The organism is Streptomyces sp. 2P-4 (genome assembly GCF_030167965.1).
GTDB classification, from domain to species: Bacteria; Actinomycetota; Actinomycetes; order Streptomycetales; family Streptomycetaceae; genus Streptomyces; species Streptomyces globosus_A.
This window is the reverse complement of sequence record NZ_CP095011.1, coordinates 6,312,274-6,337,966: the sequence shown is the minus strand read 5'-3', so window position 1 is coordinate 6,337,966 and position 25,693 is coordinate 6,312,274. Positions and strand designations below refer to the sequence as shown.

Below are 25,693 nucleotides of genomic sequence, written 5' to 3'. Positions count from 1 at the left end.
CGCCGGACGTAGTCGGCGGACATCCGGCGATGATGGGGTGGGGAATGTCCAGGTCCATGAGGCTGTGCTTCCTGGTGGAGGAGCACTACCGCCGCGACGGGATGCCCAACGAGGTGATCGGGCAGCTCACCGCGTGGGGACACCGCGTCGACGTGGTGCGCCCCGGCGGCTCGCTGCTGGACATGACCGGAGGCGTCGGCTCCGGCGCACACGACGCCTGGGTCCTCAAGACGGTGTCGGGCGGCCCCGGGCTCGTCCTGCTGGAGGCGGCGGCCGCCGCCGGGATGACCACCGTCAACGACGCCCGATCCATCCGCGGCGTCCGGGACAAGGCGCTCGCCGCCGCCCTCGGGCGGGCCGCCGGCCTCCCCGTGCCGGCCACGTACGCGGCCGCCCGGCCGGAGCTGCTGCGGGAGGTGCCCGCGGCCCGGTACCCGCTCGTCGTCAAGCCCGCCGACGGCAGCTCCGGCCGCGGCGTGCGCCTCGTGTCCTCCCCGGAGCGGCTGGAGGCGCTGCTCCCCGAACTCGCCGCCGAGGGCGGCATGCTGATCGCCCAGCCGTACGTGCCGAACTCGGGCAGCGACATCAAGGTGTACGCCGTCGGCGGCGAACTGTTCGCGACGGAGCGCCGCTCGCCGCTCCACCCGGACCCGGCCGTGCGGGAGCGCCCCGTGCCGCTCTCCGCGGAGGTCGCGGCGATCGCCGCGCGGGTGGGGGCGGTGTACGGGCTGGACCTGTACGGGGTCGACGTGCTGCTCGGGCCCGACGGCCCGGCGGTGGTCGACGTCAACGACTTCCCGAGCTTCCGTCAGGTCCCCGACGCGGCCGCGCGCGTCGCCCGCGCCGTCCTCGGCCTGGCACGCCGCGGCGGCGGGGGCCCTGCCGGGCCGCCCCCGCCGGCGCTCGCGCGGACGGTGCCCGCTGTGGCGGGCGCAGGAGCGGGCCCGCCGGCGGGCGCCGGAGCGCCCGCGCTGGCCCTGCCGGCCCCCCGGACGGGCGAGGCCGCACGGTGAGGGTCTGCCTGATCACCCCCGAGCCGGGACACCCGCTGCTCGCCGCCGCAACCGGCCTGCTGCGCGCCGCCGGACACCGCGTCGACGCCCTGGATCCGGCCGCGGAGCACCCCGCCGGGGCGCCGGCGGACGTGTACCTGCTGAAGGCGCGGACCCCGCGGGCCCTGGCGCTGGCCCGGGAGCTGGAGGGGCGCGGCGCCGTCGTCGTGAACTCGGCCGCGGCGACCGCACTCTGCCAGGACCGTACGGAGATGGCCGCGCTGGCCCTCGCGGCAGGCCTGCCGTTCGCGGGGACCCGCACGCACGCCTCGCTGGCGGCCTGGGCGGCGCAGGAACCGGCTCCGGGCGACGGCCGGCTGCTGGACCCGCCGGTGGTGGTCAAGAGCCGCCACAGCCGCCGCCACGACCTCGTCGCCCGCGTCGACGACCGCGCGCAGCTGCGGGAACTCGCCGCGCAGTGGCCCCGGGAGCCCGTCGTCGTACAGGACTTCGCCCCGAACAGCGGCTGGGACCACAAACTGTGGGTGATCGGCGGCCGGGTCTTCGCCGCGCTGCGCCGCTCCGAGCTGGCCCCGGAGGGCCGCGGACCGGCCCGGCCGCAGTCCCCGGCCGGCCTGCCCGACGGCTGGGCGGAGCTCGTCCTGCAAACCGGCGAGGTGTTCTCGCTGGACGTGTACGGAGTCGACGTCGTCGACACCGGCGGCGGCACCCCGCTCATCGTGGACGTCAACGCCTTCCCAGGCGTCCGCGGCCAGGACGGGGCGCCGCAGGCCCTGGCCGCCCTCGCCCTCGCCCGGGCCCGCGCCGGGCGGCGCCGCGGCTGAGACCCGGCGGGGGGATTGCGCGGCCGGGCGCGTGTCGGCGGGCCGGGCCCGCCCGGGGCGGCGTGAGGATCAGCGGATGGGCGTCCTGCTGCCGGTCCTCTTCGCGCTGTTCGCGGCGCTCAGCAACGCGCTGGCCACCGTGCTCCAGCGGCGGGCCGCCCTGACCGTGCCGCAGAGCCGGGGGTTCCGGCCGGGGCTGGTCCTGGACCTGCTGCGGCGGCCCGTGTGGGTCGCCGGGATCCTCGCGGTGGTCCTGGCCGGGGCGGGCCAGGCCGCGGCGCTGGCCACCGGCGCGCTGGTGCTCGTACAGCCGCTGTTCGTGCTGGAGCTGCCGCTCGCGCTGCTGATCGCCTCGCTGCTGGTCCGGCAGCGCCTGCCCGCTGCGGTGTGGGGGGCCGTCGCAGCGGTCGTCGGGGGGCTGGGCCTCGCGCTGGCCGCGGCCGCACCGTCGGAGAACCGTACGCACGTCCCGCTCGACCGGTGGCTGCCCGCCCTCGCCGGATGCGCGGCGGCCGCGCTGCTGCTGGCGCTCGCCGGACTGCGCAGGCCGCCGGGGCGGGCCCGGGCCGGCTGCCTGGGCGCCGCCACCGCCGTCTGCTACGCCCTCACGGCCGCCCTGATGAAGGACTCGGTGCCGCTGCTCGCCGAGGGCGGCGCGGCGGCCTTCCTGACGGCCTGGCAGACGTACGGCTTCGCCCTCAGCGGCCTCTGCGCGCTGCTGCTGCTCGAACACGCCATGCAGGGCGGCCCGCTGGTGGCCTCGCAGCCGGCGCTGACGCTGGGCGACGCGACGGTCAGCATCGTGCTGGGCGTCGCCCTGTACGACGAGCACCTGCGGACGGGCTGGTGGGTCCTGCCGCAGCTGGCCGGCGTCGCGCTGGTCTGCGCGGGCATCGTGGCCCTGGCCCGCGCCGAGACGGCGGAGGGCGCTCCCCCGACGGCCTGATGCCCGCGGCGTCCCTGGGCTACGATCACGTCGCAATCCGTTCGAACGAACCCCAGAGGTGGCCGGTGGCGCCGAACTCCCGCACCCAGGCGGCGGCAAGAGCGGCGGCCGCCGTCCTGGCAGCCGTCCTCCTGGCCGCGGCCTGCTCCGCCGACCCGGCGGACCCGGCCGCCCCGGCGGATCCCGCCGCCCCGGCCACCACGCCGCCGGCATCGCCGTCCCCGGCCCCGCCCCGGCCGACACCGCCGCCCGCAGAGCCGGCCACGACGGCTCCCGCGACCCCGGCTCCCGCGGAGCCGTCCGCCCCGCCGAGGCCGGAGCGGCCCTCCACCCCGCCGCTGCCGACGCTGCCCGAGAGCCCCCCGCCCTTCAAGCCGGGCGGCACGTACTCCCTCCCGCCGCAGCCCCGCTAGAGCACGGCCCGGGCACCTACACGGGGGGCGCGGTTCGGGCGTTGCGGCGGCGGAGCCAGGCCGCCGCGGCTGCCGCGGTGGCGGCCAGGGCGGCGCCGAGGGCCGGCAGCCAGGCCGGGACGCCGCCGATCTCCAGGATCCGGTCGCGGTACACCACCCGGCGGTACGGGGTGTCGGCGGCGGTGGCGCGCAGGTCGTGGTCGCCGTCGATCCGGGCCGGATGGGGGAACCGCTGCTCGATCGCCGTCAGGAACGCCTCCTTGCCGTCCGTGAGGGAGGCGAGCGGCTGCTGCGGGGTGATCCGCCCGGCGAAGGTGACCTCCGGTTCGGCCCCGCCGATCGCCGACGCCGGTTCCATCCGGTGGTCCGCGAGGACGTACAGGCCCAGCGACTGCGGCGTCCTGGCCATCCGCGACAGCCGCATCGGGTAGACGAGGCGGTCGCTGTCGAAGCGGATCCGCAGCGGGTCGAGGTCGCCGCGGAGGGGCCTGCCCTCGTCCTGCGGGGCGAGCCGTACGGCGACGTACTCCCAGCCCTGGTCGACGTACGGCTTCACCTCGGTGGTGAGCGTGTCGGGCAGGGAGAAGCCGTTGGCCTCCAGCCAGCCGCGCAGGGCGGCGGGGTCGGTGGCGGTCAGCCGGGCCACGTCGAAGGCGCCGAGGCGTTCGCGGCCGACGACGCCGACCGCCGGCGCGCCGGCTCCCGGCGCGGCGCCGGCGGCGGCGCCGTCCACGGAGTCGAACGGCCAGTCCCCGCTGCGCGGCAGGAAGTAGTGCCGGGTGCGGCGCTCGGGCGCGGTCAGCCGGGAGAGCTGCGTGAAGACCTCGGCGTCCGCGAGGTCGACCGACGCCCGTGTCGGCACCGGCATGATCCAGGCGGCGCGGCGCGCGTCCCCGCCGACGGTGAACCGCATCACGATCTGCTCGGTGCGGCCGTCCCAGCGGACCACGGACGTCTCGCGCTCGACGCCGAGGCGGGCGCCGCCGTCCGGGATCATCGCCCCGCAGCCGCACGCGTAAGCGGGGCTGATCAGCGAGGCCGCCTGGGTGGCGAGCAGGGCCAGGAGCAGGGCCGGTATCCGGCTTTTCATCCACACGGGGTCTCAGACGACGGCCCCGGTGCTCCGGTTCCGGCCGCCGGCCGGGACCCGGCGGCCGTGTGGGCCGGTGCCGCGTGTTCCGGTCTGCGGGGGTCCCCTGTCCGGCTGTCCGACGGCATCCCCATACTGCTGCCATGAGAGGGACGGACAACCCGCGCAGCAGCCCGCTGGTGCCCGACGCCGTCGTGGCCGAAATCTCCCGGCATGACTGGGATTCCGTCGGCTGCGGGTGCGGCCGCGGCGCCGGGCATCTGGTGGACACCCTGTGGAACGCCGCCGAGGGGCACCCCTCCGCGTTCCGCGCGCTCGAAGGGCACGCCTTCCTGGCGGGCGTGCTGCGGCCGCCGGCCCCCGCGGTGTGCGGGGTGCTGATGGCGGTGTGGTCGGCCGGCCCGCCCCGGCAGGCAACCCGCGAGGCGCTGCTGTGGACGCTGCTGGTGCTGCTGGGCGCGGAGGACGACGGGTCGGCGTACGAGGCGGGCCTGTACGGGCAGTGCGCCGCGTTCGTGCGGCGTGCCGCGGACTCGCTGCGGAGCGAGGCGGTGGACCGGCCCGGCTCCGTGTCGGCGGCCTACGCGGACGGCGTACTGGAACTGCTCGGCATGGCAGCCTGAGCCTCGGCGACGGCTTGCGGAAGCCAGTCCGCGACCCGCTCGAAGGGGAAGCCGAGGGCGGCCGCGCGGCTGTTGTCGAGGACGTAGGCGCGGTCGTAGGAGAACGGTGATGCCGGCTCCCCGGGCGCCACCACCCGGAGGCGGGCGGAGCGTCCCACCCGGGCGGCGACCGCGTCGCACAGGCCGAGGACGTCGAGGGAGCCGTGGGAGGCGGCGTCCACCGCTCCGGTGAACTCCTGCTCCGCCGCCCAGTGCAGGAAGCGGGCGATCTCGCGGTGGTGGACGAACGAGGTGGCGTACGGGGCGCCGTGCACGGCGACGGGTTCGCCGGCGCCGATCCGCTCGACGTAGTGGGCGAGCCGCCCGGTGAACTCCTCGCGGCCGCCGCCGAGGACGTGCGCGGTGCGGACCGCGGCGAAGGCGAAGGGCGCCGCCGTCCCGCCGGGTGCCGGGCGGGCGAGGACGGCTTCGGCGCGCCGCTTGCCGTCGGCGTAGGCGCGGGCCTCGGCGGTGGGGGGTGCCGGGTCGTACACCTCCATCGTGGAGGTCATGACGTACCGGGCGGTCCGCCCGGCGAACACGCGGCGGGCGACGGCCGCCTGGCGGGGCGTGTAGCAGACCTGGTCGACGACGGCGTCGAAGGTGTGCGGGCCGAGTGCCGCGGCAAGGCCGGGCGCGTCGTCGCGGTCGGCGACGAGGTGGAGGGCGCCGGGCGGCGGGGCGGTGGAGCCGCGGTTGAGGACGAAGACCTGGTGGCCGGCTTCCAGCAGGCCGTGGACCAGGTGCTTTCCGAAGTACCGGCTGCCGCCGATGACGAGAATCCGCTTCATGGCCCCGACTCTGCCGGGATAGGGTCCGCCGGAGAACCGACGATCCGCTGATCATCCCGTAAGGAAAACTGCATGCTCGATGTGCACCGGTTGCGTGTCCTGCGGGCGGTCGCCGAGCACGGCAGCTTCAACCGGGCGGCCGCGGCCCTGCTGCTGACCCCGTCGGCCGTGTCCCAGCACGTCGCCGCCCTGGAGCGGAGCGTCGGCCACCCGGTGGCGGTGCGCAGCCCGCGCGGCGTGACGCTGACCGAGGCCGGGCGGCTGCTGGTGGAGGCGGCCGAGGCGATCTCCGCCGAGCTCGACCAGGTCCGGCATGCCATCGACCGGCTGGCCGCGGTGCGGCAGCGGCTGACGCTCGCCACCTTCACCAGCGGCGGCCGACACCTCCTTCCGCGGGCGCTCCCCGGGTTCGTGGCCGCGCACCCGGAGGTCGAGCTGACGGTGCTGGAGGCCGAACCGGAAGCCGCACTCGCGATGGTCCGCGGCGGCCGGGCCGACCTCGCGGTGGCGTACGCCTTCGACGGCCCGCTGCCCCTGCCGCCGGGTGTCGCCTGGACGCCGCTGCTGGACGACCCGCTGTGGCTGGTGCTGCCGCCCGCGCATCCGCTGGCCGGGCGGGACGCCCTCGGCCCCGACGAACTCGGCGGCGCCCGCTGGGTGCTGGGCTGCCTGCGGACGGAGGCCTTCCTGCGCCGGTACGCGGCGCAGGCCGGGTTCGAGCTGCGGGTGGCGGCCTCCACCACGGACTACTTCTTCGCCCAGACGCTCGTCGGCGCCGGGGTGGGCGTCGCGCTGGTCCCGCAGGTGTGCCTGGCCCCGCCCGCCGGATGCACCGCCGTACGGGTCGAACCGCCCGTCCCGCCCCGGCACATCGGCCTGCTCGGCCCGGTCCGGCGCCGGGCACAGCCGTACGCGCAGGCCCTGGCTGCCGCCCTGCGCACGGCGGCAGAACCGGCCGCGGCAAGACCGGCCGCGGACGCCGCGCGGCCCGCGGAGGCCGCGGGATGAGCCGCCGCCTGCTCCCCGGCATCGCGGCCCGGGAGGACATCCCCTCCGGCCTCCTCGACCGGTTGGTGGCAATCGCCGTCACCGGAGGGAGGCCGGGCGACGACCGCGCTGCCGTGTGGCAGCTGGCCTGGACGCTCTGCGACCGCAGCGACCTCGGCGCGGAGCGGGCGCGCGCCCTCGCCGCGGCCGACCCGGACACCGCCGTCGTACTCGCCCGTTCCGGACTGCTCTCCCCCGCCGACGTGGATCCGGCCGCCCGGCCGCAGGCGGCGCTGGCCCTGCTGGACGAGGGCTCCGGTCGGCCCGGGTGGGCCCGGCTGCTCGCGGCTTCCCCCGACCGCGAGATCCGGTGGCGGCTGGCGTCCTGCCCGGGGCTCCCGCCGGACGTGGCGCAGGCGCTGGCCGCCGACCCGGACCCGGGCGTCGCCGCCGAGATCGCACTGTGGACGGCGGACCCGGCGCTTGCCGCCCGGCTCGCCTCGCACCCGGACGCGGAGGTCCGGTCGGCCGCCGCGCTGAACGGGGCCACCCCGCCTGAGGTGCTCACCGCGCTCGTCACCGGCGAGGGGCTCCCGCCGGCGCGGTCCTGCCCCGTATGCGGCCGCGGGGAGGCACCCGCCCCGTACGAACCGCCCGCCCGGGCCCGCTGCTCCGGGGCGCACGAGTCCGCCGTACACGACACCCTGGAGCGCGCCGCCCGCAATCCGGCGACGCTGGCCTCGGTCGCAGAGGGCATGGCCGGCCACCCGTCCGTCCTGGTCCGGTGGGCGCTCGCCGAACGGGCCGACCTGCCTCAGGAGGTGTACGCGCGCCTCGGCGCGGACCCGGCCGTCGCGGTCCGCCGCGCGGTCGCCGAGAACCCGGCGATTCGGGAACCCCTGATCCGCACCCTGGCGGCTCGCCGCGACGACCCCGACGTGCTGCGCGCGTTGGCCCGCCACCCCCGGCTGCCGCTCGACGTACTGGCCGAGGCGGCGTCGGCGGTGCGCATCGGCCCGGTCCTGCTGCCGTCCGTCGCCGCCGCGGACCCGGAGGACCTCGCCCGTGCGGCCGCCTCGTCGCCGGCGGCGGTGCGCATGCTGATCGCCGAGCGGCACGACCTGCCCGCCCCGCTGCGGGACGCCCTGGCCGACGACGCGGACGCCGCGGTGGCCAGGGCCGCGGCCCCGCACCCGGGCCTGTCCGGAGAGCAGTTGCGCGCGATGGTGGCGCGGCATGGGGGGCAGGTCTGCGCGCGGGTCGCCGCGAACCCCGGCGCCCCCGCGGACCTGCTGGAGGAGTTGGCCCGGCGCGATCCGCCGGTGCGGCGGGCGCTCCGCGCGATCGCCGTCCACCCGAACGCGACGCCAGCGGCGCTGCTGGTGTGCCTGGAGGACGCGCGGGCCTGCAAGGACGCCGCCGCCCACCCCGCGCTGCCCGCGGCCGTGGTGGTGCGGCTGCTGGACCATCCATGCGCGGAGGTGGCGTGGGCGGCGGTCGGCCATCCGGCGCTCCCGGTGGCGGCGGTGGAGCGGCTGGTCGCGGAGGCCGAGCGTGCCGGGCCGGGCGGGCGGGCGCCGGGCTGAGGGCCGGGCCGGTCCGCTGCCGTCGGCACTGCGGCCGCCGCCGCCCCGTCACTTCCGCAGCCCGGGTGTCGTTAGCGCCAAGGGGTTGACTCTGGGGGGCGAAGGGATGACGGAATGCGGCAGTTTCCTCTGGAGATGCACGGCATGGCACCGGGCCGGGTCGTCGAATGGCGGTTGCGGTCCACGGCAGGGCCGGAGCCGGCCGCTGAGACAGAGGGCAGGAGGGCGTCCTTCAACCAGGACAAGCACTTCACCGTCGCGGAGGAGAGCCGCGGCGCCGACGACCCCGTCGCCTCCTGGCTGGCGGTCACCTTCGAGGTCTCCGAGGACCTCGACGAGGAGGCGATGACGCGGGCCCTCCTCGCGTTCGTCCGGCGGCACGAGGTGCTGCGGTGCGAGTTCCGGCGCCTGGCCGGCGAGTTGGCGTGCGAGCCGATCCCGCCGGCCGAACTCGCCCTCGCCGTGCACCCCGTCGCGTTCTTCGACTCGGCCCCGGAGCTGGTCGGCTTCCTGTCCGAGCGGTTCCAGCGGAGCATCGACACCCTGGCCTGGCCGCTGTTCACGATGGGCGCGGTCCTGCGCCCCGGATCGGCGACCGTCTACCTCGCCTTCGACCACATCGTGTGCGACGGCCTGTCCATGCCGATCGTGGTGCAGGAGGTGCAGGACGCGTACGAGGCGCTGCGCCGCGGCGAGCAGCCGGACGAGCAGCCGGCGCCCAGCTACCTGGACTTCGCGGAGGAGCAGCGCCGCCGCTACCTGTCCTTCGGCGCGGGCGACGCGCGGCTCGGCTACTGGAAGGACTTCATCGCCCGCGGCGGAGGCGAGTTCTTCCCCCGGTTCCCCCTCGAACTGGGCGTGGAGCCGGGCCTGATGTACCCCATCGTCAACGAGGCGTCGCCGCTGCTGGACGCCGCCGAGACGGAGGTCTTCGACAAGGCGTGCCGGGAGGCCGGCGGGAAGGCCTTCATGGGGGTGCTGGCGGCGGTGGCCGTGTGCCTGCGGGATGCCGGGGGGCCCGGCGTGTACCGGGGGTTCATGCCGGTGAGCGAGCGCGGGCGGTCGGGCTGGTCGCAGTCGGTGGGCTGGTTCGTGAACACGATGCCGATCGAGTTCGACGCCTCGCCGGGGCGGGGTTTCGCGGAGGTCGTGGCGGGGGTGCGGGCGGGGTTCGGCGCGATGATGGACCACATCGACGTGCCGTTCGTCCGGGCCTGGGAGCTGCTGGCGCCGGCGGAGTTCGCGGCCCGGTCGTGGCCGTACCCGGTGAACTTCTTCTCGTACATCGACATGCGCAAGTGCCCCGGCGCCGAGCGGCACGCCGACTGGCGGCCCGCGTCGCACGTCTGGTCGGCGCGTGCGAACGGTGTGTGCTCCTGGTTCCAGCGCGACGCGGAAGGGCTCCACATGAACTCGATCTACGTGGACACCCCGGCGGCACGCCACACCATGGCCGCGTTCCAGGAGGCGCTGCGGCGGACGGTCACGGAGATCGCACGCCACGGCTCCTTCGGCCGCCCGATCGGGCTGGCTGCCCCCCGGGGGCCGGTCGGGGCGGCGCTCGGGGTCAGCGGATACGGGTACGCCGCCCGCGGCTGAGGCGCGCAGGCAGGGCGGCGGGGTACCGTCCGCGGCACGCGCGGGTCGGGCGGGGCGGCCCGAGGGAAGCCGGTACGGGCCTCCCGGCGCCGCGACCGGGGCGCCCGCACGCCCCTACGGGCCCTCGGCGGCGGATCCGCCGCCGCGCGGACTGCCGCGCGAGGCTACCGGCCAGTACGATGCCGGGGTCCCCTGCTTCCGGCGAAAGGACCGCTCCCGTGCCGCGCACCCCTTCCTCCCCCGCGCTCCTCGCCGGCTTCCTGGCCGCGATGGGGGTGGCGCACGCCGTCGCACCGAAGCCGTTCGACGCGATCGTCCCGCGGGCGCTGCCGGGCAGCCCGCGGCTGTGGACGTACGCGAGCGGCGCGGCGGAGCTGGCGGTGGCGGCGGGGATCGCCCATCCGCGGACCCGCCGGGTCGCCGGACTGGCCGCGGCGGCGCTCTTCGTCGGGGTCTTCCCCGCGAACGTGCAGATGGCCGCCGACGCGCGCCGCCGCTCGCCCGCCCACCGGGCCGTGGCGTTCGGCCGGCTGCCGCTGCAGGTGCCGCTCGTGCTGTGGGCGCGCAGCGTCAGCCGCGGGGCGGCCTCCCGCTGAGGTGCTGCCGGTCCGGGGGCCGCCGGGCCCGGCCCGGGGCACGCTCAGCGGCTGTCGCCCGACCAGTCCCAGCGCGCCGGGTCATGGGCCCGCCGGCGGTAGTGGGCGCGGCCGCCCGGACCGTAGCGGCCTATCTCCGTGGGCAGCGCCGCCTCCTCGGCGAGGCGGCGCGCGCTCCATCCCGTGATGTCGAGCAGGAGCCCGTCGAGGGGCCCGCCGACCAGTTCGCCGTACTGGCGGCCGGGCTGCGCGCCGGGGTCGGGGTCTTCGTGGTCGGCGCCGTAGACCCGGCGCCGGAGCATCCTGTCGTCCATACCCGCCAGCTTCACAGACGCCACTGACAACCGAGCAGGAGCACCGCCATGGCACATCGCGTACACCGGCCGGCCGAGGACGAGGAGTTCGCGTTCGTCCTGCGGATGGCCGAGGGGCCGGTGCTGGCGTGTTTCGTCGGGAGCTGGCCCAAGGCGCTCGCGGCGAGCCGCGAGATGGACGCGCTCGCGGCCGAAGCAGCCGCGGAGTACGGGCCGCGCCTGACGGCGGTGCGCGCCGACATGGCCCGCTGCCCCGGCCCCACCCGTCGGTTCGGCGTCACCTCCGCGCCGACCGCGCTCATCCTGCGCGACGGGCGGGAGGCGGCGCGGTACGAGGGCCCGGCGGCGCCGGAGGAGTTCCGGGCGTTCCTGCGGGAGCACCTCGGCGCGCCCTGAGGCCCGCGTCCGCAGGGCGCGGCAGGGTCGGGCGCCCGTGCGGACGCGGCGGCCATCTGGCCGAAACGGGTATGGGTCGGATAGATGCCCAGGGCATGTAATGGGTTCACACGACGGAGCCCCGGACCACGCCGACGAGGTGCTGCATGTCAGAGACCGTTGTCTTCCCGCAGAACCGGACCTGCCCCTACCACCCGCCGACCGCCTACGAACCCCTGCGCGCGGGGCGCCCCCTGTCCCGGGTGAGCCTCTTCGACGGCCGCTCCGTGTGGATCGTCACCGGGCACGCCGAGGCACGCGCCCTGCTCGCCGACGCCCGTCTGTCCTCCGACCGGCAGAACGCGGCCTTCCCCGCCCCCACCCCGCGTTTCGCGGGCCTGCGCGACCGCCGCACCGCCCTGCTCGGTGTGGACGACCCGGAGCACAACGCGCAGCGCCGGATGCTGATCCCGAGCTTCACCCTGAAGCGGACCGCGGCCCTGCGGCCCCGGATCCAGGAGACGGTGGACCGGCTGCTCGACGACATGGTGGCGCGCGGCCCGCGGGCGGAGCTGGTCGGCGCGTTCGCCCTGCCGGTGCCGTCGATGGTGATCTGCGACGTGCTGGGGGTCCCGTACGAGGACCACGAGTTCTTCGAGGAGCAGTCGCGCCGGCTGCTGCGCGGCCCGGAGATGGCCGACGTCGAGGACGCCCGCACCCGCATCAACGCCTACCTGGCGGAGCTGATCGAGCGGAAGCGGTCCGAGCCCGGCGAGGGCCTCCTCGACGAGCTGGTCGGCCGGCACGTGGAGGCGGGCGGGACGGACGTCGGCGAGCTGGTGTCGCTGGCGGCGATCCTGCTGATCGCGGGCCACGAGACCACGGCGAACATGATCTCGCTGGGGACGTTCACCCTGCTGCGGCACCCGGAGCAGCTGGCGGAGCTGCGGGAGGACCCCTCGCTGCTCCCGGCCGCGGTGGAGGAGCTGATGCGGTTCCTGTCGATCGCGGACGGCATGCTGCGGGTGGCCACCGAGGACATCGAGGTGGGCGGTGTGACGGTCCGCGCCGATGACGGGGTCGTCTTCTCCACGTCCGTCATCAACCGGGACGAGGCCGTCTTCGAGCGGCCGGACGTCCTCGACTGGCACCGTCCGGCCCGCCACCACCTCGGCTTCGGCTTCGGCGTGCACCAGTGCCTGGGGCAGAACCTGGCGCGGGCCGAGATGGAGATCGCCCTGGGCACCCTGTTCGCTCGGCTGCCCGGGCTGCGGCTGGCGGCCGACCCGGACCGCATCCCGTTCAAGCCGGGCGACACCCTCCAGGGCATGGTCGAACTGCCGGTGGCGTGGTGAGCGGCGACGCGCCGCGCGAGCGGCGCACCGGCGGCGGCGCGGCCGGCGCCGTCGCCGTCGCCGTCGACCGCGGTGTCTGCATCGGCGCCGGCCAGTGCGCCCTGACCGCGCCCGAGGTGTTCACGCAGGACGACGACGGCTTCGGGCAGGTGCTGCCGGGGCGGGAGGACGGCCACGGCAGCGCCCTGCTGCGGGAGGCCGTCCGCGCCTGCCCCGTCTCGGCGGTCTCGCTGCGGACGGGCGGCTGAGCCGCAGGGCCGCCGGCCCTGGGGCGGACGGTCGCGGGCCCCGCCGGATGCCTGCCGGCGGGGCCCGCTGCCGGACGTCTCGCGAATGCGTGGAGTGGTGTCCGGGTCAGGAGTGGGGAACGACGTTCTCCGCCTGGGGGCCCTTGGGGCCCTGGACCACGTCGTATTCGACCTTCTGGTTCTCCTCCAGCGACCGGTACCCGGAGGACTGGATCGCGGAGAAGTGGACGAAGACGTCGGGGCCGCCCGCGTCCTGCGTGATGAAGCCGAACCCCTTCTCCGCGTTGAACCACTTCACGATGCCTGTTGCCATTGGTGCTGATCCTTCTCAACGTGCCACGCGGACCGCACAAACGGTGCAGTCGTCACGATCCTTCCCTTGTGTCCCGCCCGCCACACTCCGGGTGCAGCCAACCGGGGACGGATCGAACACCAGGCCGCCCGCGGCGGGACGCGCGGGCACGCCGGCTGTTCAGACGCCGGTGTCCGGGGCGGGGGCCGGCGCCGCGCGGCGGGGGCGGCCGGCCGCGGCCGCGGCGCGGCGGCCTCCGCTCATGCGGCAGCCCAGGCAGTCCGTGTGGCCGCCGCGCGCCGCGGTGTCGCGGACCCGCCAGTCCCATGCGGATTCGGGCCGGGGGCCGCTCGGCTTGCCCCAGCCGGCCAGGTGCAGCAGCCAGGTGGCAAGCCCGGCCGCCGCGACGACCGCGAGGCCCAGCCAGAGGACCGGCTCCGAGGAGAGGCACAGTCCGGTGCCGGCGACGGCACTGCCGAGGACCGCCAGGGCGGTTCCGGTCCAGCCGGCCACGGTGTGCCCCATGTCCACGTGCCCGTGCGCGCTCATGCGTTCTCCCAGTAGGCTTCCGAACAGGAAGTTTCACCTCGCGAGAGCCCGGGAGCACCTGGACCGCCTGCGTTCCGGCGGGGCCGCGGCCCTGGCCGCCGCCGCGGCGGGCGCCCCCCGGGGCGCACAGGCCCCGATGGTAAAATCTCCCTTTTCGCGCCCCGAGGAAGGCTCTGCATGAAGAACCCGTCACCCTACGGGCGTTTCGGCGTCAGGCCCGCCGCGAAGGCGGCCCCGAGGAGCACCGCCGGCAAGGGCGGCAAGGCACCCCGGAGCGTCGTGCCCGCGGGCGAGTTCGCCATGCCCGAGCCGGCCGTGCCCGCACTGCCGCCGGTGGCGTCGTTCGAGGAGCTGGACCTGCCGCGCGAGCTGCTCGGGACGCTGGCCGAGGCCGGGGTGGCCGAGCCGTTCCCCATCCAGGCCGCCGCCCTGCCCAACGCCCTCGCCGGCCGGGACGTCCTCGGCCGGGCCCGCACCGGCTCCGGCAAGACGCTCGCCTTCGGCCTGGCCGTGCTGGCCCGGACCGCCGGCCGCAAGGCGGAGCCGAAGCGGCCGCTCGCGCTGGTCCTCGTACCGACGCGCGAGCTCGCGCAGCAGGTCACCGAGGCGCTCGCCCCGCACGCCGCGGCGCTGGACCTGCGCATGACCGCCGTCGTCGGCGGCCTGTCGATCGGCCGGCAGGTCGGCGAGCTGCGCCGCGGCACCGAGGTCGTCGTCGCCACCCCCGGCCGCCTGAACGACCTGGTGGGCCGGCGCGACGTCTCCCTGGAGCGGGTCCGGACCGCGGTGCTCGACGAGGCCGACCAGATGTGCGACATGGGCTTCCTGCCGCAGGTCACCGAACTCCTCGACCAGGTCCGCCCCGACGGGCAGCGCATGCTCTTCTCGGCGACCCTCGACCGCAACGTCGACCAGCTGGTGCGCGCCTACCTGAAGGACCCTGTCCCGCTCTCCGTCGACCCGTCCGCGGCGACCGTGACGACCATGGACCACCACGTCCTGCACATCCAGGCCGCCGACAAGTACTCCGCGGCGACCGAGATCGCCGCCCGCGAGGGCCGCGTGCTGATGTTCCTGGACACCAAGCACGGCGTGGACCAGTTCGTGAAGCACCTGCGGGCCATGGGCGTGCGCGCGGAGGGCCTGCACAGCGGCAAGTCGCAGCCGCAGCGGACCCGGACGCTCGCGCAGTTCAAGGAGGGGACAGTGACGGTCCTCGTCGCCACGAACGTCGCCGCCCGGGGCATCCACATCGACGACCTCGACCTCGTCGTGAACGTGGACCCGCCCGCCGACCACAAGGACTACCTGCACCGGGGCGGACGCACCGCCCGGGCGGGCGGCTCCGGCAGGGTCGTCACGCTCGCCACCCCGAACCAGCGGCGGGACGTGGTCCGGCTCATGGCCGAGGCCCGGATCCGGCCCACGACCACGCAGGTCCGCTCCGGCGAGGCCGCGCTCAGCCGGATCACCGGGGCCAAGGCCCCCTCCGGGGTGCCGCTGTCGGGCGCCTCGCCGACCGACGCCAAGGGCCGGCCGTCCGGCTCGGACCTCGGCTTCCGCGGCATGGGCAGCCGGTCGGGCAAGGCCGGCCGCGGCAAGGAGTCCCGCAAGACCGCCGAGGCCAAGGCCCTCGCCGAAGCCCGGCGCGCGGCCCGCGTCCGCCGAGGGCACTGAGCGGGACGGCACGGGGGCCGGGCCGGCCCCCGCCGGAGGGGCCGGCGTACCGGGCCGCGGCCGTCAGCGGCGCTCGCGGCGCCGGCGGCGGGCGGTGACGATCGCGCGGGTGACGACCGGCGGCAGCAGGTCCTTGGCCAGCTTCCGCCAGGCGGCTCCCGGCCGGGGCCTCGCCACCGGCTTCGGGGGCGCGACGGGCTCAGGCGCAGGCTCCGGAGCCGGGTGCAGCGGCTTCGGCGGCTCGGGCGGGACGGCGCCGTGGTCGCCGATGCGCACCAGCTGCTGCCCGGCCACGTCGTCGATGCCGTGCCACAGATCGGGGCGGCCGTCCAGCCAGTCGAGGAGGCCCCTCCGGTACGGCTCGGGGTCGTCCCAGGTGGCGTACAGCTTCGCCCCGGAGACGCAGATCAGCCGCAGCCCCTCGGTGGCCACCGCCGCCCACACGGCGGCGGCCACGCCGGGGCAGTGCTCGGAGCGGTAGTCGTCGAAGGCGACCACCGCGCCCGGCGCGGCGACGGCCTTGGAGGAGGCGATGTCCTGCACGACGTGCTCGTACAGGTGGGAGGCGTCGATGTGGACGAACCGGCAGCTCGCCGGCCGGACCCGGTCGGCCACCACGAACGTCGGCGCCTGGATGACGGTCGGCAGCCGCTCGTGGAAGGCCAGGTAGTTCACCTCGAAGCCGCGGCGCGTGAGGGTGGGGTACGAGCCCTTCGTCTCCGCCAGGTTCGACTCGTCCGGCGCGGGCGAGTCGAAGAGGTCGCAGACGGTGAACTCCTCGCCGTCCCGCAGGTACCTCCCGAGGAAGATCGCGCTCTTGCCCATGAACGCACCCAGTTCGAGCAGGTCGCCCGGCTCGGCCCCGCTCTCCTCCTGGTGGGTCAGGAACCAGTCGAAGATGGCCTGGTCGTAGTCCGAGAACCACCCCTCGACCTGCTCGTACGCAGTCGGAGCGGGGATGGCCGGCTCTCCGTCGGGGGTGGTGACGGGAGCATGCGAAACGTGCGACACGGAGTGCAGCCTCCAGGGGAACGGCTTGGATCGACGCTGATACCCGGCCGGGGGTAGGCAGACCATAAGCCTGCGGGCGGCCGGATGACGAGTCCTTGTGCACACTGGTGGAATCTCGGTCCGCAGGCGCTCCCGCGATGCCGCCTTCGTCCCGGTCCGCACCGGGGGCCTGCGGTGCGGACCGGCGGTGTCAGGCGGTCGCGGTCGCGGTCGCGCGGCGCAGGCGCTGCGCCGCGCCGTTGCGGACCAGGCGCGTGCGGGCCGCCCCGGCGAGCAGCACGAGGGCCTCCGGGGGGACGGGCGAGCGGACGGCAGTGCGCTGGCACCAGTCCGAGGCCCGCGCCAGCTCCTCGGCCGACCAGGGCTCGCCGCGGACGACGGCCTTCAGCAGAACCCACTCGCGCAGCCGGCCCGCGGCGAACGCGCGCCCGGCGACGGCGGCGGACATGGCCGCCGCCCAGTCGGCGAAGCCGTCGGAGTGCAGCAGGCGGACGGCCCGCCGGTCCAGGTGCGTCACCACCGCGCTCTCCGCCATCACGGGGTCGGGGTCGCGCAGCACCGCCGCGACAGCGCACGCCTCCGCCTCGGCCTCCGCGCGGCTCCCTGCCGCGGGGGTGCCGGCCGCGGGGGTGCCGGCCGCGGCCGCCGCGGCCAGGGCGTCGAGGTGGCGGGCGTAACGCCAGTGCTCGGGCGGTGCCGTCCCCTCCGGCGCCGGCGCGGGTATCGGCTCATCGGTGCTCCCCATGGGTCCCATTCCACACGACGGCCCCGGACGGGCGGCGCCCAGGGTGGGCGCGCAGTGCGTGGACGCGGAGGTGGACGGGACGGGGACGGTTCCGGCGGTCAGCCGGCGGTCGGTGCCCGACCGCCCGGCTCCGGCCCGGGCTCGGGCTCGGGCTCGGGCAGCGGGGCGCCCGTCTCCAGCAGCGTCTTCAGGCTCGACGCCAGCATCGGCCAGGCCTCGCCGCACATCCCGATCAGCGGGCCGTCGGGGACGAAGCCCTCGTGGCGGATCGTCAGCCGCGCCAGGGCGTCCCCGACCGGCTCGATCTCGTACGCCACCCGCGTCCGCGGCTGGGCGGCCAGCTCGGCCCGCAGCTCCTCCCCGACCCCCGCCGACGCCGCCCACTCGGGAGTGAAGGTGTGCCAGGTGTAGGCGAGCCGGCGGTCCGGGACGCACTCCAGGACGACCTGCCCGGCGTCCTCGGTCCGCGCCCCGCGCTCCACCCACACCATCGGCGAACCCACCGCCCAGTCCGTCTCGAACGCCAGGCCCCAGTACCGGCGGGTGTACCCGGGGTCGGTGAGGGCCTGCCAGACGACGGCGGGGTCGGTCCGGATGTAGACGGTGTACGTGATCGCGCTGTCGGTCATGCCCCCATGCTGCGGGACGGCCCTCCGCGGCGGCCGGATTGGCCCGCCCGTGGGACCCGGAACGGCGGCCGGGGAGGCGGCCGGGACGGCGATCGGCGGGGCCGCACTGCCGACCGTGTCTCCTTATGACTTGGTTACATCCCTGCTGCTACGTTCTGGCGCGCGGACTGGCGGCATGAAACCCGCCGGTCCGACCACGTGGAACCGGCCCGACCGGACCGGCCGGACCGAGGAGAGGCACAGGCATGCGAGGCGCTACCCGTCCCCGCACGGGCGCGGGCGGCGCAGGCGCGGGCCGCCTCACCGGGGTGGACGCCGTGCGCGGACTCGCCGTACTCGGCATGTTCGCCGTACACGTCGGCCCCGGGGCGCAGCCCGACGGGGCCGGCTACCTGGTCGTCGCCGCGGACGGGCGGGCCCCCGCCCTGTTCACGCTCCTCGCCGGGTTCTCTCTGGCCCTCGCCGGGCGCGGCAGCCGGCCGTCACCTGCACCGGCAGGCGGACCGCTCCGGCGCCACCGGCCGCTGCTGATCCGCTGCGCGGTGCTGGCCGCCCTCGGGCTGCTCCTGGCCGCGCTGTGGCCGGGGTTCCTGGTCATCCTGACCTTCTTCGCCGTGTACTTCCTCGCCGCGGAGCCGTTCACCCGGCTGTCCACGCCGGTGCTCACCGCCGTCGCAGGGGCGTCGGTCGTCGCCGGGCCCGTCCTGTCGTTCGCCCTCGGGCCCGTGTTCGGGTACGGGCAGTCCGGGCGCGGCGCGGTCCCCGAGCCGGCCGGGCTGACCAGCTGGGAGGGGCTGGGCCGGACCCTGTGCGAGCTGCTGCTGACCGGCGCCTACCCGCTGGCCACCTACTTCCCGTACGTGCTGGTCGGGCTCGCCGCCGGCCGGCTGTGCGACCTGCGGGAGCGCCGCAGCGCGCTGCGGCTGGCAGGCTGGGGCGCGGCCGCGGCCGCCGCCGGGTACGGCACCGCCTGGCTCATCGCGCACCTGCTCGGCGGCCGCGACCGGCTCCTCGCGGTGATAGCCGCCCGCCACCCGGAGGCCGCGGGCGCCGCCGACCCCGTACGCGCCGTACTGGACGGCCAGTTCGGCGCCATACCCAGCACCTCCTGGGACTGGCTGCTCGTCGCCGACCCGTACAGCCAGACGCCGCTGGAGACCCTCGGCAACGCGGGCGTGGGCTGCGCCCTCATCGGCCTCTTCGTGCTCGCGGCGCAGAACCGGGCGGGCGTACGGCTGCTGGCGCCGCTCGCCGCGCTCGGGGCGATGGCGCTGAGCGCGTACGTCGGCCACGCCCTGGTCCTGGCCGGACCGGCGCACGGAGCGGCGTCCTGGACCGCGCTCGGCGTGTTCGCCGCGGTGTCGATGGCGGCGGCCTGGGGCTGGCAGCACGCCTGGGCCGGCAGCCCCCTGCGCCGCGGCCCGCTGGAACACGTCCTGCGAGTGGCCAGCCAGGGGCGCGCGGGCTGAGGCCGTGGGCGTCCTGCGTGCCCGCGGGGCGCATGCGCGCCCCGGTGCGCCGGGGCGTCGGCTTCCGGACCACCCGTACGCGTGATGGCGCATGGATCAGGTCGGGGCAGCTAGGGCACGCTGGGCCCATGGAGTTGCGCCGGGCCGCACGGCCCCTGCCGTTGACCCTCGCCGCCCTGGTGCTGGCCACGGGCTGCGTGACCGTACGGCCGGAAGGACCTGCGCCGGCGGAGCCTTCCGCACCGGCGGCCGGCCGGGAGGCCTCCGTGGCACTGCCGTTGAGCCCGCTGCCGGCCGGGGGTCGCACGGTCACCGAGCCGACGTCGGCGCCGGCCGCCTCCTCCGCCCCGCAGACGGCCCCCGCGCCGCGCAAGCAGCGCCGCCAGGCCGACCGCACGCCGGCCGGGGTCCGGAAGCCGCCGCGCGCCGAACCGGCGGCCCCGGCCAAGCGCCGGAAGCAGCCCGCACGCCCGCAGCCCCGCCACCCGTACGACATGGCCTCGCTCTGCAAAGCCGCCAAGGGCACGGTCTCCCCCTCCATCGTCGCCCTCTGCGGTTAGCCGGTGCTGCGGCAGCGGGGAATCCTGCTGCCGCGGCCGGGATCCTCGCCTACCCTGCTCGGCCATGGACGAAGAGCGCAGTGGTCGGCAGCTCCGGCTGATCGGTGAGACGGTGGAGATCGCCAAGGCCCTCGGGGTGGAGGTGCGGCTCCGCGGGGGTTGGGCCATGGACTTCTTCATCGGCGAAGTCACGCGTGACCACGAGGACATCGACTGGTTCGCGTGGGCGGAGGACGCTCCGGCTCTGGCCGACGGCCTGCTCCGTTCCGGGTACGAGCCGCTGCCCGGGCCGCCTGCCGAGCAACAGCTCGATTTCCGCAAGCAGGGCGTCGAGAGCAGCTTCGCTCTCTTGGACGAGGACCGTTCGGGGCGCGTTGTGGTGGCCGGCGGCCCCTGGGCCGGAGAACCTTGGCCGGAGGGCATGCTCGACGCCGCTCCCGGCCGTATCGGGGCAGTGCAGTGCCCCCTCATCAGTCCCCGCGCTCAGATCACGATCAAGCACATGACACCGGTCTGGGTTCCCGGACGGCCCCGGCGCATGAAAGACGCCGAGGACATCACCCGGCTGGAATCGGCTCTGCGCGCGCGGGGCACCCTCCACTAGCAGGGCGGCCACGCGTGTCAGGAGTGGGGGCGGCACCGGGCGGTGCAGGGGGAACCACAGGGTGCCTCGGCCCGTGCGGTACGGGGTCAGTTCGGCCTCCAGTGCCGTGTCACCGGCTGTGTCCGGCGCTGCTGTGGTGCTTCCAGCCCGCGAAGTACACCACCGCCCGGCCTCCCGAGGTGAGCGCCGGGATACCGCAGGAGACCGCCTCGCCCGCGCCGGGGACGGCTGCGCGCAGGGTGCGGCGTACGTCCTGCAGGACGGGACGGGCTTCCTCCGGGAGGGCTGCCGGGTCATCGTCGACGGTCTTCGCTGCGGCCATGGCGGCAGTGTGCCGGCTCGTTCGGGGTCCGCTCGCCGGCGCGGCCGCGGCCGCCGGACGGGTGTGAGGGGCGTGCCGAGGGGCCGGGTTAATCGGTGGAGGCCCGTGCACGCCGGTCCGTACAGTGACCGGACGCCCGTCGCCGAAGCCGAGAGTCCGCCATGCGCACCCCCTATCCCCGGACCCCCCACCTCCCTTGGTCACCGGGAGCGACCGCGGACGACGTACGGGCCACCGGGGCGGAATGGTTCGCCGGGAGGGAGGTGGTCGTCACCGAGAAGCTCGACGGGGAGAACACCACCCTTTACGCGGACGGCCTGCACGCCCGCTCCCTCGACTCCGCCCACCACCCCTCGCGCGCCTGGGTGAAGGGCCTGCACAGCAGGATCGGCGCCGGCATCCCGGCGGGATGGCGCATCTGCGGCGAGAACCTGTACGCCCGGCATTCACTGGCGTACGAGGACCTGGACAGCTGGTTCTACGGGTTCTCGGTGTGGGACGGCGACCACTGCCTGGGCTGGGACGAGAGCGTGCGCTTCCTGCACGGACTCGGCGTGCCCGTCCCGCGCGTGCTGTGGCGCGGCGTCTTCGACGAGCGGGCTCTGCGCAGGCTGCGCCTCGACACCGCGCGGCAGGAGGGGTACGTCGTGCGCACCGCGGCCGGCTTTCCGCGGGAGGACTTCGGGCGGTGCGTCGGGAAGTGGGTGCGGCGCGGGCACGTCACCACTGACGCGCACTGGATGTACGCACCGGTCGTGCCCAACGGGCTCGGGCCGCAGGCAGCGCTGTGGGAGGTCCGGTCCGGTGCGGAGCCCGATCCGGTTGCGCTGGCGGCCGCCGTCGGCGTCGGTGCCGAGGCCGTCGGCGGTACGGCGGTGCCCTCCGTCGTGGCCGAGGTCGCGGGCCGGCTCGACGCGGCCGGCCGGACCGGTGACACCCGCCTCGCGGGGGTGCTGGCCGCGCTGCTCCACCGGATGCCTCGGACCGCGGTCGGGGCGCGGCTCGCGGCGGGGCCGGTCGGCATGCGGGCCGCTCGGCGCGTCGCGGACCTCGTCGGCCTGAGCCCGCGCCTCCGGCGGGCGTTCCCGGACGAGGAGCGGCGGGCCGGGCTGGTGCGCATGGCCGCGGCTGCCGATCTCGGGGTGCTGCATGCGCTCGCTGCGGCCGTCGGGGCGGGCGGTGACCGTGTTGCCGTTGCCGAAGCCTCGGAGTGCGTGGAGTGGTCCGCCCTGTACGCGCAGGAGGAGGGGCTGCTGGGACCCGAGCCGCTGCGGCCCCTGCGGAACGGGCTGCGGGACGCCCTCGCCGGGCTGGATCCGGACGCCGCCGACCGGTGCCGGGCCGAGGCGCTGCAGTTGTTCGCGCAGGGCCGGATCTCCACTGCCGAGGAGGCCGTTGCCGCGACCTGGCGGTGGCGGGACGGCCGCTTCCCGCGGCTGGTGCAGCTGTGCGGGCCCGCGGGGAGCGGGAAGAGCACGTACGCCCGGAGCCTGCCGGGGATCGACGCGTACATCGCCCTGGACGACCTGCGGGCCGCCCGCGGCAACCGCGCGGACCAGCGGGACAACGCCGGCATCCTGCGCGAGGGCCTGGACCGGCTCGACGCGGCGCTCGCGGCAGGCGGCACGGTGGTCTGGGACGCCACGTCCCTGACCGGGCAGCAGCGGGGGCTGACCGCGGCGGTCGCCCGGCGGCGCGACGCCCTCGTCACCCATGTCGTGCCCCTGGTGGAGGAGGCGGAGCTCGTCCGCCGCAACGGTGCACGCGAGCATCCGGTGCCGCCGCGGGTCCTGGCCTCGCAACTGCACCGGTTCAGCCCGCCCTACCCCGGCGACGGGCAGGGGCACCGCATCCGCTACCTCGGGGCCGGCGGGGACGTCGAGGACGCCGCGGGGTGTGCGGCCCCGGCCCCGGGCCCGGGCCCGGGCCCGGGGAACCGAGTGGGACAGCGTATCGGGAGGGATCGCGCCGATGCGGACCAGTGAGCAGCTCTACCACCAGGTCCGGTGGGACCCCCGGTTCGACCCGGCGCGGTTCGTGATGGGCCTGCACCAGCGCGGGGCACCGCCCAAGCGGGTCCCGCTGCCCTCGTTCGTGCCCGGCGGCGACATCCCCTGGCACCGGGTGCTGTTCGTCGAGGCGGACGGCGAACTCGTCTGGGACCGCGCCACCGGCACGGACCGGATCGACTCCACCACCGCCGGGCGGGTCCGCGACCCGCGCCTGCTGCGCGCCCCCGCCTTCGCCGCCCGGACCCCGTACGTGTGGGATCCGGCCCGCCCCGGCGCCGCGGGCGGGGCTTGGCGGGCCGCCGAGGAGGCCGGGGCCGGTGCGGTGCGTCGGCCGACTGCGTCGGCCGCTTCCCCCGTTTCGGTGCGGCTGCTGACCTGGAACACGCTGTGGGACCGCTACGACGCGCCGCGCATCGACACGGCCCGCCGCAGGCCGCTGCTCTGTGCCGAGCTGGAGGCCGCCGACGCGGACGTCATCGCGCTGCAGGAAGTGGAGCCGGCCCTGCTCGACATGCTGCTGGAGCAGCCGTGGGTGCGCCGCGCGTACACGGTGTCGGCCGCCCCCGACGGCCGGGACGTCTCCGACTTCGGCCTGCTGGTGCTGAGCCGGCTGCCCGTGGCGGAGGCCGGGCTGCACCGCCTCGGCCCGCACAAGGCGGTCTCCGCGGTGACGGTGCGGACCGCGGCGGGGCCGCTGGTCGTGGCCTGCGTCCACCTGACGAGCGACCACACGCAGGACGGGGCCGCGCGGCGGGCCGAGGAACTGGCCCGTGTCGCCGAGGGACTCGGCGGTGTCGATGCCCACGTGGCGCTGGTCGGGGACTTCAACGACGGGCGGGGCGGGGCGGACGGGCCCGCGGCGGTCCTGGGGATGTGGGACGCCTGGAGCGAGGTGCACGGGGCGTCGGACGACACCCCCACGTTCGACCCGAGCGCCAACCCGCTGGCGGCCGTCGGCTCCCTGAGCGGACGCGCCGCCCGGCTCGACCGCGTCCTGCTGCGCTCGGACGCGGCCCGGGTGCGGCGGGCTGCCTTGCGGGGTGATGTCCCGGAGGGGGGCGGCCTGTTCCCTTCCGATCACTACGGGGTCGAGGTCGATGTCGAGGTCGGGGTCAGGGGCAGGGTCGGTGGCGGTGCCGGTGCCGGTGGCGGTGGCGCGGTGGGCGTCGAGGGCTCGGGCGCCCGCGCGGGCGCGCCGACCTCGCGGACTGCCGTCGCCTGGCTGCCGCCGTACGATCCCGCCGTCAAGGCGCTGCGGCGCGAGCACGATCCCGCCTTCGGACGCTGGCCCGCGCATGTGAACCTGCTGTTCGGGTTCGTCCCCGAGGCCTCCTTCGAGGAGGCCGTGCCCCTGCTCGCCGAAGCCGCCGCCGCGACCGCACCGTTCCCGGTGCGGATGGCGGGCGTGTACGACTTCGGGCACCGCGACGACGCCGCGCTGTGGCTGGACCCGGCCGCGGCGGGCGAAGCCCCCTGGCAGGAGCTGCGGCAGGCCCTCACCGCCCGGTTCCCCGCGTGCCGGGGGCGCGGCGGGGGGTTCACACCGCACCTGACGCTGGGGCGCAGCGCCGACCCGCAGCGGGCACTGGCGGAGTTCACCGCCCGGCTGGGCGGACCCGGGGCCGGCCGCGACGCCCGGGTGGAGGAGCTGGCCGTACTCTCGCGGCGCGGCGACGAGCCGATGCGGGTACGGGCCACGGTGCAGTTGGGAACGGGGAGGGTGCGCTGGCTGCCGGAACCCGGGGCCGCGCGGGACGGGGAGCCGCAGCGGCGGGACGGCGTCGAGGGCGACGCCTCCGTTGCCGGACGTGTCGCCGACCGCGTCGCCGGAGCGCTCGCGGGCGGCGTCGTGCACCTCGTCGGATCCCGCCGCACGGGCTGCGCCCTGCCCGGAGCGGACCTGGACCTCGTCGCGGCCCTGCCCGGCGCCCCCGACATCGAAGCCGTGCGGGAGCGCGTCGCCGAGGCGCTCCCCGGGGCGCGGCGGCTGCGGGTCGTGACGGGTGCGCGCGTGCCCGGGCTGCGGCTGCACGTCGACGGGTTGGACGTGGACGTGGTCGTCGTCGGCACCGGCGGGATCCGGCCCGAGGAGGCCGTGGCGCGCCGGGCGGAGCTGGGCGAGGCGGCGGCGGTCGCACTGAGCGCGGTGTCGGATGCGGAAGCCGTGTGCGCCGCCGCTGCCGAGGGCGGGCCGGAGCGGCAGGCGGCGTTCGCCGAGCTGGCGCGGCAGGTGAAGGCCTGGGCCGGGGCTCGCGGGGTGGATTCGGCTCCGTTCGGCGGGGTGCCGGGGGTGGCCTGGGCGGTGATGGCTGCGCGCACGGTGCGGGAGGCCCCGGAGTTGCGCGGCGCGTCCCTGCTGCGTGCGTTCTTCGCGGCCTGGGCCGCCTGGGACTGGCGTGAGCCCGTCGCGTTGACCGGGGCAGGCGGCGCGGGGCCGTCGGCCGTGCCCGGCGGGGGCGGGGGCGCCGTCGCGGTACTCACCCCGTCTGAGCCGGTGCGGAGTTGCACCGCGCAGGTGGGGCCCGGGATGCGGGACCTGCTGACGCAGGAGCTGTACCGGGCCTGGGAGCTGCTCGAGGCCGACCCGGCCGGTGTGGCGGAGCTGTGCGCGGTGCCGGCGCTGCACCGCCGGCACGCGGCGTGGGCCGTCGTCACCGTACGGGGTGGCACGCCGCGGGAGTGCGAGGAGGCGCTGGGGAGGGCGCGGGGGCGGATGCGGGCTCTGGTGGGGGCACTGGAGGACATCGGCGGCGGCGGGGGCGCAGGCGTGCATGCCTGGCCGCGGCCTCTCGACTCCTCGGGCGGTGTGGTGCGGTACGCCGTCGGGCTCGGGGCCGCCCCGCCGGACCGGGCCCGCCTTGAGGAGGCGGCCTCCCGGTGGTGCGCGGCCCTGCCGGGCGTGAGTGTGGAGTGGGCGGAGGGAGGGGACATCCCGACGGTGGGGTAGGGCGGGGGCAGGCGGTCGGGAGTTCGCGGCGGCGGAGGCGGCCTCCGGTTTCCGCCGCCGTGGCCGGGGCTCCCCCC

At 76.6% G+C, this 25,693-nt stretch carries 27 protein-coding genes; 17 read left to right on the top strand and 10 right to left on the bottom strand.

The window, feature by feature from the left end; all coding sequences use genetic code 11:
- Positions 1-56 precede the first annotated feature (56 nt).
- The 3 genes from MUK52_RS28275 (at position 57) to MUK52_RS28265 (ending at position 2,783) form a co-directional block, all read left to right on the top strand.
- Entirely contained in the window at positions 57-1,013 is a 957-nt protein-coding gene (locus MUK52_RS28275; RefSeq protein ID WP_114056314.1) for an ATP-grasp domain-containing protein, read from the top strand.
- A complete protein-coding gene (locus MUK52_RS28270) occupies positions 1,010-1,837 on the top strand; it encodes an ATP-grasp domain-containing protein (protein WP_114056315.1) in 828 nt (275 codons plus the stop codon). The genes MUK52_RS28275 and MUK52_RS28270 overlap by 4 nt, the downstream gene beginning before the upstream one ends.
- Before the next feature lie 76 nt (positions 1,838-1,913).
- A complete protein-coding gene (locus MUK52_RS28265; protein ID WP_114056316.1) occupies positions 1,914-2,783 on the top strand; it encodes a DMT family transporter in 870 nt (289 codons plus the stop codon).
- Between the two features lie 25 nt (positions 2,784-2,808).
- Here MUK52_RS28265 and MUK52_RS28260 read toward each other — a convergent pair whose 3' ends face one another.
- Both MUK52_RS28260 and MUK52_RS28255 read right to left on the bottom strand, forming a co-directional pair.
- Positions 2,809-3,168, bottom strand: coding sequence for a hypothetical protein (locus MUK52_RS28260; protein ID WP_284581163.1), 360 nt, complete (start codon positions 3,166-3,168; stop codon positions 2,809-2,811).
- 44 nt (positions 3,169-3,212) lie between these two features.
- On the bottom strand, positions 3,213-4,286 hold the full coding sequence (locus MUK52_RS28255; protein ID WP_284581159.1) for a DUF2330 domain-containing protein: 1,074 nt from the start codon (positions 4,284-4,286) through the stop codon (positions 3,213-3,215).
- 143 nt (positions 4,287-4,429) lie between these two features.
- Between MUK52_RS28255 and MUK52_RS28250 the strand changes: the two genes are divergently transcribed.
- The gene (locus tag MUK52_RS28250) at positions 4,430-4,909 is read left to right on the top strand and encodes a hypothetical protein (RefSeq protein WP_162793259.1); all 480 of its coding nucleotides are present in this window, start codon (positions 4,430-4,432) and stop codon (positions 4,907-4,909) included.
- Here MUK52_RS28250 and MUK52_RS28245 read toward each other — a convergent pair.
- Positions 4,867-5,739, bottom strand: coding sequence for an NAD-dependent epimerase/dehydratase family protein (locus tag MUK52_RS28245; RefSeq protein ID WP_284581157.1), 873 nt, complete (start codon positions 5,737-5,739; stop codon positions 4,867-4,869). The genes MUK52_RS28250 and MUK52_RS28245 overlap by 43 nt on opposite strands.
- A gap of 72 nt (positions 5,740-5,811) precedes the next feature.
- Between MUK52_RS28245 and MUK52_RS28240 the strand changes: the two genes are divergently transcribed.
- The 4 genes from MUK52_RS28240 (at position 5,812) to MUK52_RS28225 (ending at position 10,507) form a co-directional block, all read left to right on the top strand.
- Positions 5,812-6,747 (top strand): LysR family transcriptional regulator, encoded by a 936-nt coding sequence (locus tag MUK52_RS28240; RefSeq protein ID WP_114056321.1) that lies wholly within the window; start codon positions 5,812-5,814, stop codon positions 6,745-6,747.
- Positions 6,744-8,312, top strand: a complete 1,569-nt coding sequence (locus tag MUK52_RS28235) for a hypothetical protein (RefSeq protein ID WP_284581154.1) — start codon at positions 6,744-6,746, stop codon at positions 8,310-8,312. Before MUK52_RS28240 ends, MUK52_RS28235 begins: the two co-directional genes overlap by 4 nt.
- A gap of 114 nt (positions 8,313-8,426) precedes the next feature.
- On the top strand, positions 8,427-9,911 hold the full coding sequence (locus tag MUK52_RS28230) for a condensation domain-containing protein (RefSeq protein ID WP_284581151.1): 1,485 nt from the start codon (positions 8,427-8,429) through the stop codon (positions 9,909-9,911).
- A 218-nt stretch (positions 9,912-10,129) separates the two neighbouring features.
- Entirely contained in the window at positions 10,130-10,507 is a 378-nt protein-coding gene (locus MUK52_RS28225) for a DoxX family protein (RefSeq protein ID WP_114056324.1), read from the top strand.
- A gap of 44 nt (positions 10,508-10,551) precedes the next feature.
- On the opposite strand, the gene MUK52_RS28220 is transcribed toward MUK52_RS28225, so the two are convergent.
- Positions 10,552-10,821: a hypothetical protein gene (locus MUK52_RS28220; protein WP_114056325.1), complete on the bottom strand. Its 270-nt coding sequence runs from the start codon at positions 10,819-10,821 to the stop codon at positions 10,552-10,554.
- Positions 10,822-10,869: 48 nt separating this feature from the next.
- Here MUK52_RS28220 and MUK52_RS28215 point away from each other — a divergent pair, with 48 nt between their 5' ends.
- From MUK52_RS28215 to MUK52_RS28205, 3 genes are all read left to right on the top strand, one after another.
- A complete protein-coding gene (locus MUK52_RS28215; protein WP_114056326.1) occupies positions 10,870-11,217 on the top strand; it encodes a thioredoxin family protein in 348 nt (115 codons plus the stop codon).
- A 146-nt stretch (positions 11,218-11,363) separates the two neighbouring features.
- Positions 11,364-12,551 (top strand): cytochrome P450, encoded by a 1,188-nt coding sequence (locus tag MUK52_RS28210; protein WP_114056327.1) that lies wholly within the window; start codon positions 11,364-11,366, stop codon positions 12,549-12,551.
- Positions 12,548-12,799, top strand: a complete 252-nt coding sequence (locus tag MUK52_RS28205) for a ferredoxin (RefSeq protein ID WP_114056328.1) — start codon at positions 12,548-12,550, stop codon at positions 12,797-12,799. The genes MUK52_RS28210 and MUK52_RS28205 overlap by 4 nt, the downstream gene beginning before the upstream one ends.
- A 106-nt stretch (positions 12,800-12,905) precedes the next feature.
- On the opposite strand, the gene MUK52_RS28200 is transcribed toward MUK52_RS28205, so the two are convergent.
- Together MUK52_RS28200 and MUK52_RS28195 are read right to left on the bottom strand one after the other, a co-directional pair.
- Positions 12,906-13,112 carry a cold-shock protein gene (locus MUK52_RS28200; RefSeq protein ID WP_114056329.1) on the bottom strand — a complete coding sequence of 69 codons (207 nt, stop codon included), beginning with the start codon at positions 13,110-13,112 and terminating at the stop codon, positions 12,906-12,908.
- 159 nt (positions 13,113-13,271) lie between these two features.
- Positions 13,272-13,640, bottom strand: coding sequence for an HGxxPAAW family protein (locus tag MUK52_RS28195; RefSeq protein ID WP_284581145.1), 369 nt, complete (start codon positions 13,638-13,640; stop codon positions 13,272-13,274).
- 300 nt (positions 13,641-13,940) lie between these two features.
- Here MUK52_RS28195 and MUK52_RS28190 point away from each other — a divergent pair, with 300 nt between their 5' ends.
- Positions 13,941-15,317, top strand: a complete 1,377-nt coding sequence (locus MUK52_RS28190) for a DEAD/DEAH box helicase (RefSeq protein ID WP_246042840.1) — start codon at positions 13,941-13,943, stop codon at positions 15,315-15,317.
- Between the two features lie 63 nt (positions 15,318-15,380).
- Here the strand turns inward: MUK52_RS28190 and MUK52_RS28185 are convergent, their stop codons facing one another.
- From MUK52_RS28185 to MUK52_RS28175, 3 genes are all read right to left on the bottom strand, one after another.
- On the bottom strand, positions 15,381-16,328 hold the full coding sequence (locus MUK52_RS28185) for a class I SAM-dependent methyltransferase (RefSeq protein WP_284581142.1): 948 nt from the start codon (positions 16,326-16,328) through the stop codon (positions 15,381-15,383).
- Positions 16,329-16,518: 190 nt separating this feature from the next.
- Positions 16,519-17,073 (bottom strand): hypothetical protein, encoded by a 555-nt coding sequence (locus MUK52_RS28180; protein WP_284581140.1) that lies wholly within the window; start codon positions 17,071-17,073, stop codon positions 16,519-16,521.
- A gap of 98 nt (positions 17,074-17,171) precedes the next feature.
- Positions 17,172-17,702, bottom strand: a complete 531-nt coding sequence (locus MUK52_RS28175) for an SRPBCC family protein (RefSeq protein ID WP_284581137.1) — start codon at positions 17,700-17,702, stop codon at positions 17,172-17,174.
- Between the two features lie 245 nt (positions 17,703-17,947).
- Here MUK52_RS28175 and MUK52_RS28170 point away from each other — a divergent pair, with 245 nt between their 5' ends.
- The 3 genes from MUK52_RS28170 (at position 17,948) to MUK52_RS28160 (ending at position 20,335) form a co-directional block, all read left to right on the top strand.
- The gene (locus tag MUK52_RS28170; protein ID WP_114056336.1) at positions 17,948-19,171 is read left to right on the top strand and encodes a DUF418 domain-containing protein; all 1,224 of its coding nucleotides are present in this window, start codon (positions 17,948-17,950) and stop codon (positions 19,169-19,171) included.
- 128 nt (positions 19,172-19,299) lie between these two features.
- Positions 19,300-19,731 carry a hypothetical protein gene (locus MUK52_RS28165; RefSeq protein WP_284581135.1) on the top strand — a complete coding sequence of 144 codons (432 nt, stop codon included), beginning with the start codon at positions 19,300-19,302 and terminating at the stop codon, positions 19,729-19,731.
- A 64-nt stretch (positions 19,732-19,795) separates the two neighbouring features.
- Entirely contained in the window at positions 19,796-20,335 is a 540-nt protein-coding gene (locus MUK52_RS28160; RefSeq protein WP_284581133.1) for a nucleotidyltransferase domain-containing protein, read from the top strand.
- Between the two features lie 109 nt (positions 20,336-20,444).
- On the opposite strand, the gene MUK52_RS28155 is transcribed toward MUK52_RS28160, so the two are convergent.
- On the bottom strand, positions 20,445-20,657 hold the full coding sequence (locus MUK52_RS28155; RefSeq protein ID WP_284581131.1) for a hypothetical protein: 213 nt from the start codon (positions 20,655-20,657) through the stop codon (positions 20,445-20,447).
- Positions 20,658-20,818: 161 nt separating this feature from the next.
- Here MUK52_RS28155 and MUK52_RS28150 point away from each other — a divergent pair, with 161 nt between their 5' ends.
- The gene (locus MUK52_RS28150) at positions 20,819-22,642 is read left to right on the top strand and encodes an RNA ligase family protein (RefSeq protein WP_284581129.1); all 1,824 of its coding nucleotides are present in this window, start codon (positions 20,819-20,821) and stop codon (positions 22,640-22,642) included.
- Positions 22,629-25,616: a poly(A) polymerase gene (locus MUK52_RS28145; RefSeq protein ID WP_284581127.1), complete on the top strand. Its 2,988-nt coding sequence runs from the start codon at positions 22,629-22,631 to the stop codon at positions 25,614-25,616. The genes MUK52_RS28150 and MUK52_RS28145 overlap by 14 nt, the downstream gene beginning before the upstream one ends.
- Positions 25,617-25,693: the final 77 nt, after the last annotated feature.